Genomic DNA, 19,298 nt, shown 5'->3' on the forward strand with positions numbered 1-19,298 from the left:
AGTCTGCTTGTTGGTAGCAAAATATTTTAGATCCCCCTAAATCCCCCTTAAAAAGGGGGACTTTGAGATTAATTCCCCCCTTTTTAAGGGGGGCTAGGGGGGATCAACGAGTACTTAAAACTACGAATAAATACTTTTCAAACATCCTCTTACTGCGTAAGTGCGATCGCCTGATATTGTAGGTTGGGTGAAACGCAGTGGAACCCAACAAATGCTATGAAGAAAACCACAAAATTGTCAACTACAAAAATAACTCAATTTCGATGGTAAAATTTATGCTGCAATTATTTTACCTGCCAAAATATTTTCTCAATATATTCTGATTTTGTGTTGGGTTACGGCGCAATATACATTTGCTATCTTGTTGTCAATATTTCTTGTGCGCCTGCACCCAACCTACTCGCTACCACCAAAATTTGTCAAAGCTTACTCTTCAGGCTTTTTCCTCTTCTTAATACAAATTTCTTAAACTGTGTAGCCCCCCAGAAAAGACTGAGATAGAGTAGCATACCTAAGATTAGAAGCAAAAAGGCTTTATCCCAAGGCAACTGACGTTTTCGACTTGTCATTTGGCAACCAATCACCGCTAACGGCCAAATAATGCTACCAATTAATCCGAAATAATAGCCCACATCACTAAGTCGCCAGAGCAATCCTAAAAATTTGCTTCTCTTTCGTAGTTCCTCGTAGTCCGGGTAATCCAGCGACATAGTAAGTAGAAAGAAATAAAGTAATTTTACTTTGAGAAACTCAAGTGCGATCGCCTGAGTTTGTAGGTTGGGTGAAACGAAGTGGAACCCAACAAATGTTATGAAGAAAACCACAAAACTGTCAACTACAAAAGATAAAATTTTGGTTTTTCAATAGTAAATTGAGCCTTTGAATTAGAATTTTCAGCCTTTTTACTTGAACATTGAGGTTCTGAGGGTAAAAGTTGAGCCTTTAAGGTTGAATGTTGAAGTTCAAAGGGTGAAAAGTAAGCCTTTGAGGTTGAATGTTGAGGTTTAGAGGCTGAATGTTGAGGTTCTGAGGGTGAAGTGTCGAGAAATTTTGTGGGATTGTCTCACGCAGAGGCAAGGCAGCGCGTTGGGCGGGTTTCCCGACTTGTAGCGACTGCCGCGCAAAGGCGCGGAGAGGAAGAAGAAGGTTTTGAGTTTTGTTGACAACAGCTTTACAAAACATTCTGAGGGCGGACATGATTGATGTCTTAACCAAACCAAAATGCTTGTGAGTTGATTGTGAAAAAGTTCTTCAGTGCGATTAATGCTACGGGTGTGTGTCTTGCTCCTTGGATAATGGTGACGGGAATAACACCAGGGTTAGTGTTAAGTATGCCAGTCAAAGGGATGGCGCAACAGCAAACTCCTACATATTCCCCAGAGCAACAAGCAGCCTTAAAGGAAGCTGAAGAACTAAATCAACAAGTCATCAAGTTATACCAGGAAGGAAAATATAGTACTGCTATCCCTTTAGCTGAACGTGTATTAGCTATTAGAGAAAAAGTCCTTGGTCAAGAAAATCTAATTGTTGCCACTAATTTAAATAATTTGGCTGCACTATATCAAGCACAAGGAGAATATCAACAAGCAGAACCTCTGTATCTCCGCTCACTAGCTATTAAAGAAAAATTATTGGGTAACTTCCATCGTGAGATTGCCACTAGCTTAGATAATTTAGCTTTACTGTATAGAAAACAGGGCAAATATGAACAAGCAGAACCGTTGCATCTGCGTGCTTTAGCTATCTATGAAAAGATATTTGGCAAAGAACATCCCGATGTCGCTATTAGCTTAAATAATTTAGCTGGACTGTATCGTCTACAAGGTAGATTTAAACAAGCAGAACCATTGTATCTCCGCTCAGAGGCTATTTATGAAAAGTTGCTGGGTAATTCACATCCTGATTTTGCAACTATCTTAGATAATTTGGGATTATTTTATGATTCCCAGGGGAAATATGAACAAGGGGAAGCACTGCATCTGCGTGCTTTAGCTATTTATGAAAAGGTTTTTGGGAAAGAACATCCCGATATTGCAATTACTTTAAATAATTTAGCTGCACTGTATAATGCCCAAGGAAAGTTTACTAAAGCAGAACCTTTATATCTCCGCGCTTTAGCTATTAGTGAAAAGATTTTAGGTAAATCACATCCCGATGTTGCGAATAAATTAGATAATTTGGCTGCACTATATAGTTCACAAGGAAAATATAAACAAGCAGAAATTATCCATCTCCGCGCCTTAGCCATTTATGAAAAGGTATTAGGAAAACAACATCCTGATGTGGCTATTAGCTTAACTAATTTGGCTTCTCTGTATCAAGCCAAGGGTGATATTGTTCATGCTGTTGATTTTCAGCGTCGTGGGTTAGATATTCAAGCCAAAAATCTTGATTTAATTTTTGCTGTTGGCTCAGAAAAAAACAAACAGGATTATATTAAGACTTTTGCGGGGACAACTGATGCTACTGTTTCCCTGGCTTTACAAGAAGCACGGAAAAATCCAGCCGCCGCATCTTTAGCTTTAACTACTGTATTACGTCGCAAAGGGCTAGTCTTAGATGCTGTAGCTGACAGCATCCAAATATTACGCAGCAAATTAGATAAAAATCCCGAAACACAAAAACTATTTACTCAATGGTTCCAAATACAACAGCAATTATCAGCCTTAGTTTTTTCCCGTTCAACACAACAAACTGCTAACCCAACAGAGCAGATAGGAAAATTGGAATCAGAAAAGGAAAAACTAGAAGCCAAAATTAGTGTGAAAAGTGCCGAATTTCGTCAGCAAATTCAACCAGTCGATTTATTAGCTGTCCAAGCCAAAATACCTCAAGATGCTGCTTTGTTAGAGATTGTGCAGTATAAACCATTCAACGTCAAAGCCACAACGGAAGCGGAAAAATTTGGGAAACCCCGTTATGCGGTAGTGGTATTGCGTTCTCAAGGTCAACCAACATGGGTTGATTTAGGTGAAGCCGCAGAAATTGATAAATTAGCGATAGATTTCCGCACAGCGTTAGCCATTGGTAGAACATTTAATAAACTGGCTCGCACTTTAGATGAAAAATTAATCACACCCATTCGCCCTTTGTTGGGTGATGCGCGGCATATTTTAATTTCTCCTGATGGACAATTAACATTAATTCCTTTTGAAGCTCTCAAAGATGAGCAAGACAAATTTTTAATTCAGAGTTATTCATTTTCTTACCTGACAACTGGGCGGGATTTATTACGTTTCCAGTCAAATTTTAGTAATACTTCGCCTCCGGTTGTGTTGGCAGATATTGATTATGACTATCAAAATACAACTGTTGCCTCTAATAAAAAGCCCAGTGTACAGACCTTGCCAAATCAACGCTCTAGTGACTTGGCAACCTTGGAATTTCTGCCCTTGTCTGCAACTAAATATGAAGCGATCGCCATTAAAAAAGTTTTGCCAAATGCCAAATTATTATTAGGAAAAAATGCCACAGAAACGGCAGTGAAAAAATTACATAGTCCGGTGATTCTCCACTTGGCAACTCACGGTTTTTTCATCGCTGATATTGCCCAAAATATCAACGCCTCATTAGATTCGGCAGAAAAACCAAATTCACAAAAGATATTAGCAGTAGAAAACCCCTTATTGCGTTCTGGTTTAGCCTTAGCTGGTGCAAACAAACGTAATCAGGTAACAACAGGTGATGATGGGATTTTGACGGCGCTGGAAGTTGCTGGTTTAGATTTACGTTCTAATCAGTTAGTGGTGCTGTCGGCTTGTGAAACTGGTAGAGGCGATGTCAAAGTGGGCGATGGTGTGTATGGTTTGCGTCGCGCTTTAGTAATTGCTGGTTCTCAAACCCAAGTTTTAAGTCTGTGGTTAGTAGATGATGCTGCAACAAAAGATTTGATGGCGAAGTATTACCAGAATTTGCAAGCAGGTAAAGGAAGACATGAAGCTTTGCGTGCAGCACAGTTAGATTTACTCAAAACACAAGAATATCAGCATCCCAGATTTTGGGCGGCGTTTGTTCCTTCGGGTAATTGGACACCTTTGCGGAATGTAGCAGGTGATAGGTGATAGGTTACAGCAAACTCTTTCCTACCTTGAGTGAGTACTACGGGAGCTTATTTCCCTACACCCTGGTTACTGAGCGCAGCGCCGCCCTGAGCCTGTCGTTCGCGTAGCGTCTCCGGCAGGAGAAGGGTCGAAGTACACCCTTAAACCCTGACACACCCCTCTTCCCAGTTAGTACCACTGACTACGGACAAAATAACCTGACAGATGATAACCATAAAATAGGTTAAACTTTGCCCACCTAACTGATGATGTTAGGACTTATGCAGTGAGATGAAAAATCAAAAGTTTGGGCAAGGGTGTAGGGATATATGAGTGTAGGTATCTAAAACCCTTTCACCCCATACCCTTTCACCCCTACACCCATTGTTCACAGATAATCTTGGTGCATAAGTCTTAGATGTTAAAAGTTTCAAAAGTTCAAAGGAGGGTTTGTAAGAAGTTCGGTATCGTATTGCTGGAAGCCAGCAATGTAATTATCAAGCCATGAATAAACAGGTAGAAATTCTATCGGATCAGTCTGCGCTGATAGCGCGATCGCTAGAGTTAATTTTATCGAAGTTAGAAACCGCCATTGCTCAACGGGGGCAATTTACGATTGCCTTATCTGGCGGGAGTACACCCAAGCCTTTATATGAAGCGATCGCTACAAAAGATTTGCCTTGGGATAAAATTCACGTCTTTTGGGGTGATGAGCGTTACGTTCCCCCTGATCATCCCGATAGCAATGAATTAATGGCGCGGCGTGCATGGTTAGACCGTGTTGATATCCCCGCCGCCAATATTCACGCTATGCCCACTTTAGACGCTGATCCAGCTTTATCGGCTGCCAAGCATGAGCAGGATTTACAAGAATTTTTTCATTCTGCTCCCGGTGAGTTTCCATCATTAGATGTAATTTTGCTGGGTATGGGTGATGATGCCCATACAGCATCTTTGTTTCCCCACACCGAAGCTTTAAAAGTGAGCGATCGCTTAGTGACTGTGGGTAATAAAGATGGCAATCCTCGCATCACCTTTACTTACCCTTTTATCAACGCTGCTCGTAGCGTGATTTTTGTAGTAGCTGGTGCTAATAAACGTCCTGCTTTAGCCCAAGTCTTTGCCCCTCAAGCCGATGACTTTAGCTACCCATCTCGCTTAATTCGCCCTCAAGGGGAACTTTGGTGGCTACTAGATGCGGCTGCTGGGGCGGAATTGCCAAACTAGAAGTGCTGAGTGCTGAGTGCTGAGTGCTGAGTGCTGAGTTAAGTAAAAAGTACAAATGCCTTGCCCTTTTTGGGCAGCATCTTCTCACCAGATGTAGATTTATACTCTATTCCCCAGTCCTTTTGGGTGGTCTTTTTACTCAGCACTCAGCACTTTCAACTCAGCACTCTTCATTATCATGAGTAGTTGTTAAAATCGAAAGCTAGAATTGCCCCCTTGCAAAACTGCTGATTGGTGGAAGCAGAAGCATCTACGGAGTTTTTTCTGCTTACCAGTGCTATCTAACGCTGATCTTCAACAAAGGCTTAAATCAATGATCGTCTGCCCGAATTGCAATCATCCCAATCCTAACGGCGCTGTCCAGTGCGAAGCTTGCTATACGCCTTTACCAGCGACTAGTAACTGTCCCAACTGCGGAGCAACGGTACAGGCTGATGCTGCTTTCTGCGGTCAATGTGGGTTTAATCTCCATTCTGCTGCTGCACCTGCTCCTGTTCCTCCTGCGGCTGTTGCACCTACAGTTGCTCCCGAAGTTCCTATACAAGTACCACCATTAGTGACACCAGATCCTTTGTTGGATCTGTTACAACCAGACGCACTAGGAATTAATGCACCACCAGCCACAGCACAACAACCCTTAGCAGTGGAAAGCGCACCTCCATCTCCACCGCCTGTAGCTGCTGTACCTGCGCCCGAACCAGAACCAGAACCCGCACCCGCACCTGTACCTGAACCAGAAGCAACAGTACCCGCACCTGTACCTGTACAAGCCCCCGCAGGTGTATCTAGAACTCAGTTACAACAGGTAACAGCGCGGTTAGTTCACATTCAAAGTGAGCGCGAAATTGAGTTACCCCAAAGTCTGTCGGTAATTCACATCGGTAAACCCAACGATCGCATCCCCCCCGATATCGATGTTTCCGGGTTTAGTAATTCAGAAATTGTCTCTCGCATCCACGCAGATGTTCGCGTTGAGGGAGATGCTTTCTATGTTGAAGATGTCGGTAGTTCCAATGGCACTTATATTAATAACTTGCCATTATTACCAGGGAACAGACACCGCCTCCGCCCAGGCGATCGCATCAGCCTCGGTAAAGGTGACTTGGTAACATTTATCTTTCAGTTAACTTAAAAAAAGGGAGTAGGGAGTAGGGAGTAGGGAGTGGGGGAGGGGTGGGAGGATGGTGAAGAAGTCTTTCCCCCCACACTCCCCACACTCAGCCTCCTGCCTCCTGTCTCCGGTTGGTGAGCGTAGCCGAACCACTGCCTCCTTAGATTAGGATGGATGAAAAGACACTCCACTCATTGGGGTAATTACATTCAGGAAAGTACGCCATGAAGGAACCAAGTAAAGATTTTGCAACTTTGCTCTCTACAGAAGCCCCACCAGAGGTAGAACGTATGGGGTTGACTTGGTTAGTTGCAGCTGCGATCGCTACGGCTGTGTTGTGGCAGGTTCCCGGCGGCGACTATATTTTATACCCGTTCACCATTCTGGCAACTTGGTTTCACGAAATGGGACACGGTTTAATGGCGCTGATTTTAGGTGGACAGTTTCAAAAGTTAGAAATTTTTAGCAATGGTTCCGGTGTAGCTACTTACCGCATCGCCACCTCACTTGGCCCCCTTGGCCCCGGTTTAGTCGCTGCGGCTGGGCCGATGGGGCCGCCAATTGCTGGTGCAGCTTTGATTCTGGCTTCCCGCAGTTTTAAAGCCGCATCTTTGAGTTTAAAAGTTTTAGGTAGTTTTCTATTGTTATCTACATTAATTTGGGTGCGTTCTTGGTTTGGGTTGTTAGCAGTTCCCTTATTAGGTTTAATTATTCTTGGTATTTCTTTAAAAGCACCCCGTTGGATGCAAGGTTTTGCTATTCAATTTTTGGGTGTCCAAGCTTGCGTGAGTACTTATCACCAACTCAATTATTTATTTAGTTATAGTGCTGGTTCTTTGGGGCTATCTGACACAGCCCAGATGCAAAGATATTTACTTTTACCTTATTGGTTTTGGGGCGGCTTGATGGCGATCGCTTCTTTGATTATCTTGATTCAAAGTCTCCGCATTGCCTATCGTTCAGTGTAATACTCAATTCAAAGGAGAGCAAAAACGGACAGTATTTTTGATGACTTGGCTGAATATAGACAGCATCTGGGTTTACCTCCTGCTGATAGTGAAAATGACGGCTCAACAATTGCTAAACTAGAAATAAATGGTCAAACTTTTTTTGGTATAAATTCTAGTAGTAATCCCTATCGTCGGCAAATAACTTTGAAGGTTAATATTATTTCTAAAACTCATGCGGAAGCTGATGCCTTTCAGCAAGCATTAGAAGCTGGTATTAAAGCAGCCAAAGCGCGTTTGATAGTAGATAGAGATTTATGTCGTGCTTGTGGTTTACAAGGCGCTGTTAATTCTATGGCTTATCAATTAGGTATAGAAGAATTAGAGATTATTACTCCCAGTGGAAGTCAAACCATTAAAGTTACAGTTCCGAAGACAAGGAGCAAATAATGTTTGTATCCAAACTATATACAGATAAATGGACAGGGAACAAAAATGAAGAAACTTTCATTGAAAATCCTAATTGGCAACAAATAAAAACAGCTATTTGTGAGTTAGATGGTAAAAGTAAAACTTTAGTTAGTTTAGAAGCTGATGAGCAAAGTTATATGATGATTGGTGGAGGTAATGAAGGTCAATATATTGTTACTGTCACTTTAGATAATGAGATTTTTTATTCTCTTTTGCATCCAGTTAATTATGAAATAACCAACTCAGATACTTCTGATGATAAAATTAATTTATCTATCTTTTATCAATCATTAATAAATGCAAACAACAAAAATACAAATTCTGCAAATGAGCAAAAATTAGTTGTAGGTGGACAAGCAGGGAATTATTCTGAGAAAATTTGTGTGAATTTACCCCAATGCTTAATAGCTGCAATCACATTTGCCGAGTCAGGTGAACTTGAACCTTTGTTTACTTGGCAAGAAGATGAATCTTTAGTATTGGTATAAAAATGGATAAACATTCTGCCTATTAAAAAATTAACTGTTGTGAAGCAAGAAATTGGAGTGATAAATATTACCACTCCAAGATTCTGAATAGAGAAGACATTTTTTACTCAATATTACTTGCCGTTGCCGTTACCGTTACCATTACCGTTACTAGCAAGCACACGTTCGGCTAATTTTTCTGGTACTTCTTGGAGATGGTCATATTCCCAGTGGAAAGAACCAACGCCTAAAGTGAGCGATCGCAACTCGACAATAAAATTCTGCATCTCTGCTTGAGGCAAATACGCAGAAATATTATCCCAGCCTTGCCAATCTTGTCTACCTTCGTAACCGAGAATTTGTCCCCGTCTGCCACTCAGCAATTGCAGGACTTTGGCGGTAAATTCGCTGGGTGTGGTTACTCGTACTCGCAAAATTGGTTCTAGTAAGGTGGGTTGCGCTTGGGGTATCCCTGTTTGCATTGCTAAACGTGCGGCTTGTTTAAAGGCTTGTTCGGAACTATCAACGTTGTGATAAGAACCGTTGGTTAGCGTTACAGCCACATCCACAACGGGGAAGCCTAAAGGCCCATGCGCGAGAAATTCCCGCACACCGACTTCTACACCCGGAATATACTGTCTGGGAACTACACCACCGACGATGGTTTCTTTAAAATTGAAGCCTTCACCCCGTGGTAAGGGTTTGATATCGAGGAAGACATCACCAAACTGTCCATGTCCACCGCTTTGGTGTTTATAACGCCCATGTACAGAGGTAACGGGTTTACGAATTGTTTCTTTATAAGGTACTTGCGGCAGATGGGTAGACATGGGCAAGTTATATTTGCGGCGCAGTCTGTCTAAGGCGACTTGTAAATGAATTTCGCCTTGTCCCCAAAGAATCACTTCGTGGGTGTCACCATGTTGTTCCCAAGCCAGGGAAGGATCTTCTTCTAATAGTTTAGCGATCGCACTGCTGAGTTTAACTTCATCGTTGCGTTTTTCGGGTGTGATAGCCAACGCATACACAGGTTCTAACTCTTCGGCTTTCGAGAGTGTGGTTTTCAGTGTTTCCGTGGAGAGGATATCACCTGTTTTCACGCCTTCCATCCGGCTTAAGGCAATAATTTCACCAGCCACAGCTTCATTCACAGATTGCTGTTGTTGTCCCATCAAGCGATAAAGTCCACCCGCACGCACACCGTTGAGGACAATCCCATCGGTTAATTTACCTTGCCAAATTCGCACAAGGGAAAGTTTACCGCCTTGGGGAGTGTAGTAAGTTTTTAATACCTGTGCCAAAGGTGCTTTGCTGTTGATTTGTTTTAAACGACGTTCGGCGGTACTGTCTGGTTCTGGTGCTTCCCGTAGCAGTGCTTCTAATAAAGGTCTTACGCCATAATCTTGTTCTGCAACCCCAAAGAAGACAGGAACTACTAAATCTGCGCCTAGTTCCATCTTTAAATCGTTGAGAATTTCTTCTTGGGGTGGTTCAATATCTTCTAATAATTCTTCCAGTAAGTGGTCATCAAAATTTGCTAAAGCTTCGAGCATTTCGGCTCGTGCGGTATGTTCTTCGGCTTTGAGATGTTCGGGGAAAGGTATTTGATCGGCTGGTGCGCCGGGATGATATTGATAAGCTTGTTCGCTCACCATATCAATAAAGCCTGTTAATTGTTCCCCTTGCATAATGGGGTATTGGTGCGCCACTAATGGACGGCTAGAAACGGCTTTTAAGGCGTGTAATGTTTCGAGAACATGAATATTTGCCCGATCCATTTTGTTGACAAAGACAATGTGGGGAATTTCCCAATCGTCTAAGAATTTAAATAGAGGAGCAAGAGTATGGACGCGATCGCGTATGGGTTCGCAAACGACAATTGCTGCATCAACTCCCATCAAAGCATTGTAAGTTTCTTGGGCAAATTCTACGCTTCCCGGACAATCTATAAAGGTAAACCGAGTTCCGTTATAGTCGGTGCTGGCGGCGCTAACTTCTACAGTCATTTGGCGATCGCGCGATTCTGCTGCACTATCTCCAACTGTGTTACCATCCTTAACGCTGCCTTTGCGAGAAATCGCACCAGTCACAAACAATAAACTTTCAAGTAAGGTAGTTTTTCCACTTAAATAAGGGCCGACAATTGCAACGTTCCGCGAACCCGTGTTGACTTTTTCGCTCATACAACCTCCCTTGCGGTAAGTTATTCTTACCTGCACTACCTGTATGTATTTTTTCGGGATATATATTCTTCTTAACAGAGAATCATCCCTTCTTTAATTTGTAATTATCCTCCTTTTAATCAGATGATAAAAAAATTGTAGCCAGTCGTAAGATTTAGCTTAAGAAATATTAAGCAAATCAAACTTTAATGGAAAAGTTAAAATATTTGTTAAAACTAACAGCGAGACAAAATTTTTTATTAGCTTAATCTAAATTAGAATTAGCGAAAAATGGGCTGGTTATTCTATAAATATCCCATAATAGGGTTAATAAATCTCACATTCTTGGGTGGTAGTATTTTTTGGCTAACGCCCACAACTTTGCCTGTGGAGCCTGCTGTATTGCTGGCACAATCATTTAATCAAGCGGCTGTAGACTGGTTAAATCAAGGCTTACAGTTAATTCAAGCGGGAAGAGTGCAAGAGGCGATCGCATCCTTCCAAAAAGCCATTCAGCTAGAACCAAGATTAGCCGCAGCCCATTACAATCTAGGGTTAGCATATAGGCAAAGCGGACAATTAAAGCCAGCCGCCGACGCATTTTATCAAGCCACTCAAGCCGATCCCCAGTTTGCCCTAGCTTTTGCCAATTTAGGCGGTGCTTTATTAGAAGGTAATAATGTCCAACAGGCAAACGATTATTTACAAAGAGCGATAGAATTAAATCCTAAACTGGGTTTTGCTCACTATAACTTGGGCTTAGTGAGACAACAGCAACAAAATTGGGAACAGGCGATCGCATCCTTTAAAAAAGCCGCAGAATATAGTAAAAATGCGCCGGAGCCTCACTATCATCTGGGTATATGTTATTTGCAACAAGGTAAACTAGATAAAGCTAAAAGTGCCTTTCGCCAAGCTATTAAACTGAATCCTAAATATGCAGAAGCTCACTATAATTTAGGAACAGTTTTGTTTAATCAAAAGAAATTAAATGAAGCATTGGTAGCCTTTAGAAAATCTGCCGAATCTAACTCTAATTATCCTAATGCTTATTATGGTGCAGGGTTAGTATTTATGCAGCAAAAAAAATATGCCGAAGCTGCACAAGTACTGCAATATGCGAGAGATTTATATAAAGCTCAAGGAAATGTTCAGTGGGTACAAAATTCCGAAAAACTGTTGCAACAAGTACAAAATTTAAATTACCAACCACGCTGAGGCGCGAATCTTAATATTAAGTCACAATAAGAGAAATGGATAGACTAGCTGGTGTGGGGTGAAATTTACCTCATAGGAAGATACCAATGCAAAAACGCTTCAAAAGTCGCTTTTTATTTTGCGATCGCTGGCTTGATCGACATTCAATTGCTCGTAATATGGAAGCTTTTCAAGACTTACTTGTGATTGTCTTGTGCTTAAGCTTATTTGCAGTCATGATTATGCAGATATGGAGCATAATTATTGCCCTAACCCACACATTAGACTATAAACAAGTCACTGCCAAAATTCTCTTTGTCTTAATATTAGTCGAGTTATTTCGACTCTTAATGATTTACTTGCAAGAACACAGCATTTCTGTTGGTGTAGCAGTAGAAGTTACAATTGTCTCTGTTCTGCGAGAAGTAGTAGTTCACGGAGCCTTAGAAATTTCTTGGATTCAAACAGCCGCAATTTGTGGCTTGTTATTTATTTTAGGCAGCTTACTACTAGTCTGTGCCAAGACACCACACATGGACTGCATCAGTGCTAACACCAAATTTTGTCCCATTGTCTATCAAGGGGGTAGAGAAAAACAACCAGAACAAGAATTTCGCTATTCACATCAGTGTGATAAACATCAACCACTGACATAAATTATCCAATAGGTGATAACTCTGTGGTTATAAAAATCCAACTTTTATTTAAGGCTGCATCAGCAGCCTTTGTGCTTTTTTCTACGCTTTTAGAGAGATGAATTGCGCTTTTAGGGTAAGTAGAAATTAAATAGAAACTTACATAAGGTCAATATATGACTACTACAGGTAACGGACAATCTCAACAACCCATTAGCAACCTAGAATATGATTTTGTCACCGTACTGCATAATAAAGCTGAAGCCGTCAAAGCTTATGATCAATACATCCAAGATGCACAACAAGCAAACTCTCAACCTTGTGTAGAGTTATTTCAAAGACTGCGCCAGTCTGACATAGAACACGCACAAGAAATTCGCCAACATCTGCAACAAGTTTTGCAACACGGCAAAATGTAAAAAATAAAAATTAAAGTGATTTTTTAATCAGGACTTACGCAAGTGTCACAATCGTTGGTTGGTGCGTGACACCATACGTCTCATAACTACGTTCAAATTTGCTCGCCGTCACGCACCCTACAGAAAAAATATGCCAGTTGCGTAAGTCCTCTTAATATCCCAATACTGACATATTAAGCTTTTCAATTATCCTTACTTAACAAGTACAAAAAATACGAATTTTATCTTACCAAACTCTGCAAAGCCAATAACCCAGCACCATAAACAGGTTTATACCTTGGAAACATTACTTTTACCTGGGGAAACTGATTAACTACGGCTGTGGTAAATCTTTCATGTATTTGAGATTTGCCTTGCCATACACTACCTGTTGTCACAATTTCCACAACTGAATCAGGACTAAAAATTGACTCAATAACTGTAGATGTAGCTTTCACTAATTCTTTAACAGCATCATCAATTATATTATTCGCTAATTCATCGCCCGAAGTTGCTGCTAAATCTACAATTGGTGCTAAAGATGCGATTTCTTTAACTCCCCATCCGCGCCGATATATGACTTCGATTAATTCTGCTATATTCTGCAAGCCAAGATGCTTTTGAAAATCTTTGATTAAACTTGTTGATATTTCCCGCCCATCATAAGATTTTAATGCTGCTTGCATACCAGCAACAGCAATTTTATAGGCGCTACCTTCATCACCTAAAATATATCCCCAACCGCCCACACGTTTCGTTTCTCCTTGGTGATTTCGACCAAAAACTATGGAACCAGTACCCGCAGCTACCACAATTCCCACATCATGACCGACTCCGCCAACTAAAGCAATTAACGCATCATGACAAATTACAATATTATCTGGTTGTAAATCCCAAGTAATGGGTAGGAATTGACTGTTTTGTAATTCCTGCACCATACTTTTAACTACTGCAATATCATCAGAACGTCCAACACCAGCTAAACCTAAACAGATGGCTGATATTTGAATTGTACTTGTGAACTTTAATGCTTCATTTGCTGCTGTTTGAATAGCAGAATGAATTGATTGGATTGCTGCTGTAACACCGATGCTTTGATAATTAGATGCGCCTGCTGCACCGCGACCTAGCACTTGATGTTTATCATCCATCAAAATACAGACGGTTTTGCTACCACCACCATCTATTCCTATAACATAAGTCATGGTGTTAATGTGCGATCGCTCTTTTTTGTGCTTCTGCTTTTAAGGGGATGAAAAATAAAACAATCATTCCTGGAATTGTCAGTAAACACACCAAGCTAAAGAATAATGGATATCCTAATAATGGTTGTAAATAACCGCTAACTATTCCGGGTAGCATCATCCCTAAAGCCATAATCCCAGTAGATATAGCAAAATGGGATGTTTTATATTCCCCTTGGGAAACATACATTAAGTAAACACTAAAAGCTGTAAACCCAAAACCATAACCAAACTGTTCTAATGAAACCAGTGGATAAACCAAGGTTAGAGAAGGTTTAGCATAAGCCATATAGACATAAAATACATCTGGCAAATTCAAGGCTAAAGCCATCGGGAATAAACATTTTTTTAAACCATATTTAGCAATAACCAATCCCCCCAAAATCCCGCCAGCAATGAGTGAGATTACGCCAAATGTGCCGTATACTAAACCCACCTCTGATGTCGATAAACCTAATCCTCCCGCCTCTGGTTTATCTAACAAAAATAAAGAAGCAAACTTAACAAGCATCGCCTCGCCAAATCTGTAAAGCAAGATAAATGCTAGAACGACTATAATTTTTTCTTGGGCAAAATAGGAACTAATAATTGTCCAAAATGGGATTTTATCTGTGGCTTGTAACTGCCGTGGTTGATCGGAGTCGGGTAAGGGTAAACTGAAACGGTGAAACAGAGAAAGTATGGCTAAAACTACTGCCGAAAAACCAATGGCTACAGTCCAACTTAAGGGAATATTCTTGAGATAGCCTTCAAGTTGTCCCGCTAAAACAACTAGTAGTCCTGAACCAAAAATCACCGCCAGCCGATAAAATAATGAGCGAATGCCGACAAAAAAGGCTTGCTGTTCAGGAGTTAAAGCTAATAGATAAAAGCCATCTGTGGCAATATCATAAGTTGCAGAAATAAATGCTCCCACTGTTAAGGCGGCGAGGGAGATAAAAAAGAAATTGGGCAATTGTAAACAAAAGGCAATTAAACCCAAGCAACAGAACATTGCTAGTTGGGTGTAGAGTATCCAGTTGCGTTTGCTGGAGTAAGTATCAACAATTGGCCCCCAGAACATTTTAATGACCCAAGGGAGATAGAGAAGACTTGTCCATACGGCAATTTGGGTGTTGTCTACGCCGAGTTTTTTGTAAAAGATGACGGAGACGGTGTTGATGATGATGTAAGGTACACCGGAGGCGAAATATAGGGTGGGGATGTAAAGCCAGGGGGAGGGTGAACGTGACATAGGATGATTTTTTAAACGAACCGCCAAGACGCAAAGAACGCCAAGAAGAGATTAAGAAGAAAGGATAATGCGTTTGATGCCGTCTTTGAGAAGAGGGACATTAAAATTTATGAGGAGACCTAGAGGATATTTGGTCATTTTTAGGTAAGAAAGGACTTGTGCTTCGTGAATCGGGGCTAGGTTTTGGACTGCTTTTAACTCCACAATTAGAGAATTAGCAACCAAGAAATCTAATCTACCTTTACCTACTTCATGGCCTTTGTAATAAACTGTTACGCTCTTTTCAAACTCATGAGGTATTCCTCTCCTTAAAAATTCTATAATTAGTGCCTCCTGATACACCTCCTCTAAAAACCCTGGCCCCAGAATCTGATGCACCTCGATCGCTGCTCCAATCACAGCATAAGCTAGTTTATCTAACTCTTGACTTGGTTCTCTTCTCTTGGCGTTCTTGGCATCTTGGCGGTTCGTTTCCATCAAACCCTCTCCAACCCTGTGGCAAAATTTATTAAAGTTCTTCCACAGTTAATTTTCCCAGCATGACCGCAACTATCTCGAATCTTCCCAGTCTCTACGATCCCTTTACCACTGAAGCTAAGTGGCAAAAATTCTGGGAAGACAACCAAGTTTACAAAGCTGACCCAAATCATAGCGGTGAACCTTATTGTGTTGTAATTCCGCCGCCAAATGTCACTGGCAGTCTGCACATGGGTCACGCTTTTGAAAGTGCGCTAATTGATGTTCTGGTACGCTATCACCGAATGCAGGGACGCAATACTTTGTGGCTACCGGGTACTGACCACGCTAGTATTGCTGTCCACACAATATTAGAAAGACAACTCAAAAAAGAAGGTAAAACTCGCGCCCAGTTGGGGCGTGAGGAATTTCTGAACCGCGCTTGGCAGTGGAAGGCGGAGTCTGGGGGAACAATTGTGAATCAGTTGCGCCGCTTGGGTGTGTCGGTGGACTGGTCGCGGGAACGGTTCACAATGGATGAAGGCTTATCGAAAGCTGTGGTGGAAGCTTTTGTAAGTCTTTACAATGAAAAATTAATTTATCGTGGCGAATATTTGGTGAATTGGTGTCCGGCTACTCAGTCGGCGGTGTCGGATGTGGAGGTGGAATCAAAGGAGGTTGATGGTAATCTCTGGCATTTCCGCTATCCGCTAACAGATGGTTCTGGTTATGTGGAAGTGGCGACGACTCGACCGGAAACGATGTTGGGCGATACTGGGGTGGCGGTGAATCCCAATGATGATAGATATAAGCATTTGATTGGTAAAACTTTAACTCTGCCAATTATGCAGAGGGAAATTCCGGTTATTGGCGATGAGTTGGTTGATCCCGCTTTCGGGACTGGTTGCGTGAAGGTGACTCCAGCCCATGATCCCAATGATTTTGAAATGGGTAAGCGTCACAATCTGCCGTTTATTAATATCTTGAATAAGGATGGCACTCTCAACGCTAATGCTGGGGAGTTTCAAGGACAAGACCGTTTTGTGGCGAGAAAAAATGTCGTGTCTCGTTTAGAAGCGGATGGGTTTTTGGTGAAGGTAGAAGATTATAAGCATACCGTTCCTTATAGCGATCGCGGTAAAGTCCCCATTGAACCTCTCCTATCCACTCAATGGTTTGTCAAAATTCGCCCACTAGCAGACAACGCCCTACAATTTCTCGACCAAAAAGATTCTCCTGAGTTTGTTCCCCAACGCTGGACAAAGGTTTACCGTGATTGGTTGGTCAGTCTCAGAGATTGGTGTATTTCTCGTCAATTGTGGTGGGGACACCAAATTCCCGCTTGGTACGCGGTGAGTGAAACAGACGGACAAATTACTGATACTACGCCGTTTGTGGTGGCGAAATCGGCTGATGAAGCTTGGGAGAAGGCAAAAGCCCAATTTGGTGAAAATGTCCAGCTACAGCAAGACCCGGATGTATTAGATACTTGGTTTTCTTCGGGACTGTGGCCGTTCTCGACTTTGGGCTGGCCGGAACAAACTGCCGATTTAGCTAAGTACTACCCCACGACTACCTTAGTTACAGGTTTTGACATTATCTTTTTCTGGGTTGCCAGAATGACGATGATGGCTGGTCATTTTACGGGAAAAATGCCGTTCCAGACAGTTTACATCCACGGTTTGGTCAGGGATGAAAACAATAAGAAAATGTCGAAAACGGCGAATAATGGCATTGACCCGTTGATTTTGATTGATAAATACGGCACAGATGCCCTGCGCTATACCTTAGTTAAGGAAGTTGCGGGTGCAGGTCAAGATATTCGCTTAGAATACAACCGCAAAACTGATGAGTCAGCATCGGTGGAGGCTGCGCGTAACTTTGCGAATAAGTTGTGGAATGCGGCGCGGTTTGTGATGATGAATTTGGATGGGCAAACCCCCTCTCAACTCGGACAACCACTCAGCACTCAGCACTCAGCACTCAGCACTGAATTAAGCGATCGCTGGATTCTTTCTCGCTATCATCAAGTTATTAATCAAACTACCAGTTACATCAATAACTATGGTTTAGGGGAAGCCGCCAAGGGAATTTACGAATTTATTTGGGGCGATTTTTGCGACTGGTATATTGAGTTGGTGAAATCCCGCTTACAACCAGGTGCAGACCCCGCATCCCGCCGCGCCGCCCAACAAATCCTCGCCTACGTGCTGGAAGGGATTTTAAAATTACTGCATCCCTTTATGCCCCACATCACCGAGGAAATTTGGCAAACCCTCACCCAACAAAACCCAGATTCTCCACAAACTTTGGCTTTACAAGCTTATCCCCAAGCAAATGCCGACTTGATTGATACTGCTTTAGAAGCACAGTTTGACCTGCTAATCGGCACTATCCGCACAATTCGCAATTTACGGGCGGAGGCGGATGTTAAGCCAGGGGCAAAAGTCAAGGTGAATTTGCAAACAGGTAATTTGCAAGAACAGCAAATTCTCATAGCTGGGCAAGCTTATATTCAAGATTTAGCCAAGGTGGAAACCTTAAGCATTGCCGCCGAACAAAAAAGCCAAACTGTCGCACCCGCAAAATCACGCTGGAGTTGGAAAACAATTGGCTTAATATTTGTGGGGCTAATTTTTCTGCGCGTTGGTTTGGCTGTAGCCGACACAGTTAATCGCATTCCCTTAGCTGGTACTTTCTTTCAACTTGTGGGTTTAGGTTATAGTATGTGGTTTATTGCCCGCAGTATATTATTTGCCAAACCTAAACCAGTGAATACTGTCTCACAACAACCAACAGCAGTTGCAGAACCATTACCAGCCTCAGAACAAACCATTGCTGGGGTAGTTGGTACAGTTCAAGTGGTCATTCCCTTGACTGGTGTTGTTGATATTGAAACCGTACGTGCCAAATTAGAGAAAAACCTCAGCAAAATCGAAGCAGAAGCCCAGTCTCTCAGAGGTAGGTTAAGCAATCCTAAGTTTGTGGATAAAGCTCCCGCCGACGTGGTACAAGGGGCGAAAGATGCCTTAGCTGAAGCTGAGAAACAAGCCGAAATTTTGCGCGATCGCCTCCAGGCATTACAGTAAACATAGCCTGAATGATCTAACATCACGACAATGGGTAATGGCAGAGTCATCACCCATTGCCCAAGGATGATTTTCAAAACAAAATCAGTATTTTAATTTTGTTGTTTAATAGAAATTTTTGTACTTATTTTTTAATTTTTAATTGTAAGCTGGAGCAAAAAGACGATCATGCTATACCTAGCTCAGGTACATAAAAACGAATTTTTAGACCAGTACCAGTTGCGTTTGTTAGCACGTCAAGATACTGATAAACTCTGGGCAATTATTCCCGAAGAAGCTTTTATTTTGCTGGGGAAAGGTAAAACTATGAGCGAAGGCTTACTAGTTTTAGTAGAGATTTCTGCCACCGGTGAAATCGAAAAATTAGAAGAAGCTAGTAATTGGGTAATGAATTTAGTTGAGTCTTACCTCACCACTGGCATTACCCCAGAACTTTTACAACAAGAAGCAGAACGCGCGGAACAGTGGCGACAATCTCTGACTTTGCAAAATCAAGATTTGGCGCGTCGTTCTCTAGAATTGGAAGCCCGCCGCGAACAAATTCAAGCTTTAGAAGAAAGTCTCAAGCGCGAGAGAAACGGATATAACGATGAGGCTACTAGTAGTTGAAGAATGCCTTT

At 41.9% G+C, this 19,298-nt stretch carries 16 protein-coding genes; 11 read left to right on the forward strand and 5 right to left on the reverse strand.

The window, feature by feature from the left end:
- Nucleotides 1-419: 419 nt before the first annotated feature.
- Nucleotides 420-710, reverse strand: coding sequence for a hypothetical protein (locus H6G77_RS26125; protein ID WP_190674761.1), 291 nt, complete (start codon nt 708-710; stop codon nt 420-422).
- Between the two features lie 528 nt (nt 711-1,238).
- Here H6G77_RS26125 and H6G77_RS26130 point away from each other — a divergent pair.
- From H6G77_RS26130 to H6G77_RS26155, 6 genes are all read left to right on the forward strand, one after another.
- Entirely contained in the window at nt 1,239-4,061 is a 2,823-nt protein-coding gene (locus H6G77_RS26130) for a CHAT domain-containing tetratricopeptide repeat protein (protein ID WP_313933908.1), read from the forward strand.
- Between the two features lie 483 nt (nt 4,062-4,544).
- Nucleotides 4,545-5,267 carry a 6-phosphogluconolactonase gene (gene pgl / locus H6G77_RS26135; RefSeq protein ID WP_190873102.1) on the forward strand — a complete coding sequence of 241 codons (723 nt, stop codon included), beginning with the start codon at nt 4,545-4,547 and terminating at the stop codon, nt 5,265-5,267.
- A 313-nt stretch (nt 5,268-5,580) separates the two neighbouring features.
- Nucleotides 5,581-6,399, forward strand: coding sequence for an FHA domain-containing protein (locus H6G77_RS26140; protein WP_190873103.1), 819 nt, complete (start codon nt 5,581-5,583; stop codon nt 6,397-6,399).
- Between the two features lie 203 nt (nt 6,400-6,602).
- The gene (locus H6G77_RS26145; protein WP_190674752.1) at nt 6,603-7,346 is read left to right on the forward strand and encodes a M50 family metallopeptidase; all 744 of its coding nucleotides are present in this window, start codon (nt 6,603-6,605) and stop codon (nt 7,344-7,346) included.
- A gap of 45 nt (nt 7,347-7,391) precedes the next feature.
- Nucleotides 7,392-7,775 carry a deaminase gene (locus tag H6G77_RS26150; protein WP_190590970.1) on the forward strand — a complete coding sequence of 128 codons (384 nt, stop codon included), beginning with the start codon at nt 7,392-7,394 and terminating at the stop codon, nt 7,773-7,775.
- On the forward strand, nt 7,775-8,284 hold the full coding sequence (locus H6G77_RS26155; protein WP_190590968.1) for an Imm1 family immunity protein: 510 nt from the start codon (nt 7,775-7,777) through the stop codon (nt 8,282-8,284). The genes H6G77_RS26150 and H6G77_RS26155 overlap by 1 nt, the downstream gene beginning before the upstream one ends.
- A 113-nt stretch (nt 8,285-8,397) precedes the next feature.
- Here the strand turns inward: H6G77_RS26155 and H6G77_RS26160 are convergent, their stop codons facing one another.
- Nucleotides 8,398-10,446 (reverse strand): elongation factor G, encoded by a 2,049-nt coding sequence (locus H6G77_RS26160; RefSeq protein WP_190873104.1) that lies wholly within the window; start codon nt 10,444-10,446, stop codon nt 8,398-8,400.
- A 270-nt stretch (nt 10,447-10,716) separates the two neighbouring features.
- Between H6G77_RS26160 and H6G77_RS26165 the strand changes: the two genes are divergently transcribed.
- The 3 genes from H6G77_RS26165 (at nt 10,717) to H6G77_RS26175 (ending at nt 12,676) form a co-directional block, all read left to right on the forward strand.
- Nucleotides 10,717-11,643 carry a lipopolysaccharide assembly protein LapB gene (locus H6G77_RS26165; protein WP_190674744.1) on the forward strand — a complete coding sequence of 309 codons (927 nt, stop codon included), beginning with the start codon at nt 10,717-10,719 and terminating at the stop codon, nt 11,641-11,643.
- A gap of 86 nt (nt 11,644-11,729) precedes the next feature.
- Nucleotides 11,730-12,278 (forward strand): phosphate-starvation-inducible PsiE family protein, encoded by a 549-nt coding sequence (locus H6G77_RS26170; protein ID WP_190590962.1) that lies wholly within the window; start codon nt 11,730-11,732, stop codon nt 12,276-12,278.
- Nucleotides 12,279-12,433: 155 nt separating this feature from the next.
- The gene (locus H6G77_RS26175; RefSeq protein WP_190590961.1) at nt 12,434-12,676 is read left to right on the forward strand and encodes a hypothetical protein; all 243 of its coding nucleotides are present in this window, start codon (nt 12,434-12,436) and stop codon (nt 12,674-12,676) included.
- A 221-nt stretch (nt 12,677-12,897) separates the two neighbouring features.
- Here the strand turns inward: H6G77_RS26175 and H6G77_RS26180 are convergent, their stop codons facing one another.
- The 3 genes from H6G77_RS26180 to H6G77_RS26190 are packed head-to-tail and all read right to left on the reverse strand — an operon-like array spanning nt 12,898 to nt 15,610.
- Entirely contained in the window at nt 12,898-13,860 is a 963-nt protein-coding gene (locus H6G77_RS26180) for an N-acetylglucosamine kinase (protein ID WP_190873105.1), read from the reverse strand.
- Between the two features lie 4 nt (nt 13,861-13,864).
- The gene (locus tag H6G77_RS26185) at nt 13,865-15,133 is read right to left on the reverse strand and encodes an MFS transporter (protein ID WP_190873106.1); all 1,269 of its coding nucleotides are present in this window, start codon (nt 15,131-15,133) and stop codon (nt 13,865-13,867) included.
- 51 nt (nt 15,134-15,184) lie between these two features.
- On the reverse strand, nt 15,185-15,610 hold the full coding sequence (locus H6G77_RS26190; protein ID WP_190590947.1) for a GxxExxY protein: 426 nt from the start codon (nt 15,608-15,610) through the stop codon (nt 15,185-15,187).
- 62 nt (nt 15,611-15,672) lie between these two features.
- Between H6G77_RS26190 and H6G77_RS26195 the strand changes: the two genes are divergently transcribed.
- Nucleotides 15,673-18,678 (forward strand): valine--tRNA ligase, encoded by a 3,006-nt coding sequence (locus tag H6G77_RS26195; protein WP_190873107.1) that lies wholly within the window; start codon nt 15,673-15,675, stop codon nt 18,676-18,678.
- 168 nt (nt 18,679-18,846) lie between these two features.
- Entirely contained in the window at nt 18,847-19,287 is a 441-nt protein-coding gene (locus tag H6G77_RS26200; protein ID WP_190590936.1) for a hypothetical protein, read from the forward strand.
- Nucleotides 19,288-19,298 lie beyond the last annotated feature (11 nt).

Source organism: Aulosira sp. FACHB-615, from assembly GCF_014698045.1.
GTDB lineage: Bacteria > Cyanobacteriota > Cyanobacteriia > Cyanobacteriales > Nostocaceae > Nostoc_B.

Bases quoted from the DNA above. Each gene is read 5' to 3' on its own strand.
- H6G77_RS26145 (WP_190674752.1), top strand. From the start codon at position 6,603: ATGAAGGAACCAAGTAAAGATTTTGCAACTTTGCTCTCTACAGAAGCC.
- H6G77_RS26175 (WP_190590961.1), top strand. From the start codon at position 12,434: ATGACTACTACAGGTAACGGACAATCTCAACAACCCATTAGCAACCTA.
- H6G77_RS26160 (WP_190873104.1), bottom strand. From the start codon at position 10,446: ATGAGCGAAAAAGTCAACACGGGTTCGCGGAACGTTGCAATTGTCGGC.
- pgl (WP_190873102.1), top strand. From the start codon at position 4,545: ATGAATAAACAGGTAGAAATTCTATCGGATCAGTCTGCGCTGATAGCG.
- H6G77_RS26155 (WP_190590968.1), top strand. From the start codon at position 7,775: ATGTTTGTATCCAAACTATATACAGATAAATGGACAGGGAACAAAAAT.
- H6G77_RS26170 (WP_190590962.1), top strand. From the start codon at position 11,730: ATGCAAAAACGCTTCAAAAGTCGCTTTTTATTTTGCGATCGCTGGCTT.
- H6G77_RS26140 (WP_190873103.1), top strand. From the start codon at position 5,581: ATGATCGTCTGCCCGAATTGCAATCATCCCAATCCTAACGGCGCTGTC.
- H6G77_RS26125 (WP_190674761.1), bottom strand. From the start codon at position 710: ATGTCGCTGGATTACCCGGACTACGAGGAACTACGAAAGAGAAGCAAA.
- H6G77_RS26180 (WP_190873105.1), bottom strand. From the start codon at position 13,860: ATGACTTATGTTATAGGAATAGATGGTGGTGGTAGCAAAACCGTCTGT.
- H6G77_RS26165 (WP_190674744.1), top strand. From the start codon at position 10,717: ATGGGCTGGTTATTCTATAAATATCCCATAATAGGGTTAATAAATCTC.
- H6G77_RS26200 (WP_190590936.1), top strand. From the start codon at position 18,847: ATGCTATACCTAGCTCAGGTACATAAAAACGAATTTTTAGACCAGTAC.
- H6G77_RS26185 (WP_190873106.1), bottom strand. From the start codon at position 15,133: ATGTCACGTTCACCCTCCCCCTGGCTTTACATCCCCACCCTATATTTC.
- H6G77_RS26190 (WP_190590947.1), bottom strand. From the start codon at position 15,610: ATGGAAACGAACCGCCAAGATGCCAAGAACGCCAAGAGAAGAGAACCA.
- H6G77_RS26195 (WP_190873107.1), top strand. From the start codon at position 15,673: ATGACCGCAACTATCTCGAATCTTCCCAGTCTCTACGATCCCTTTACC.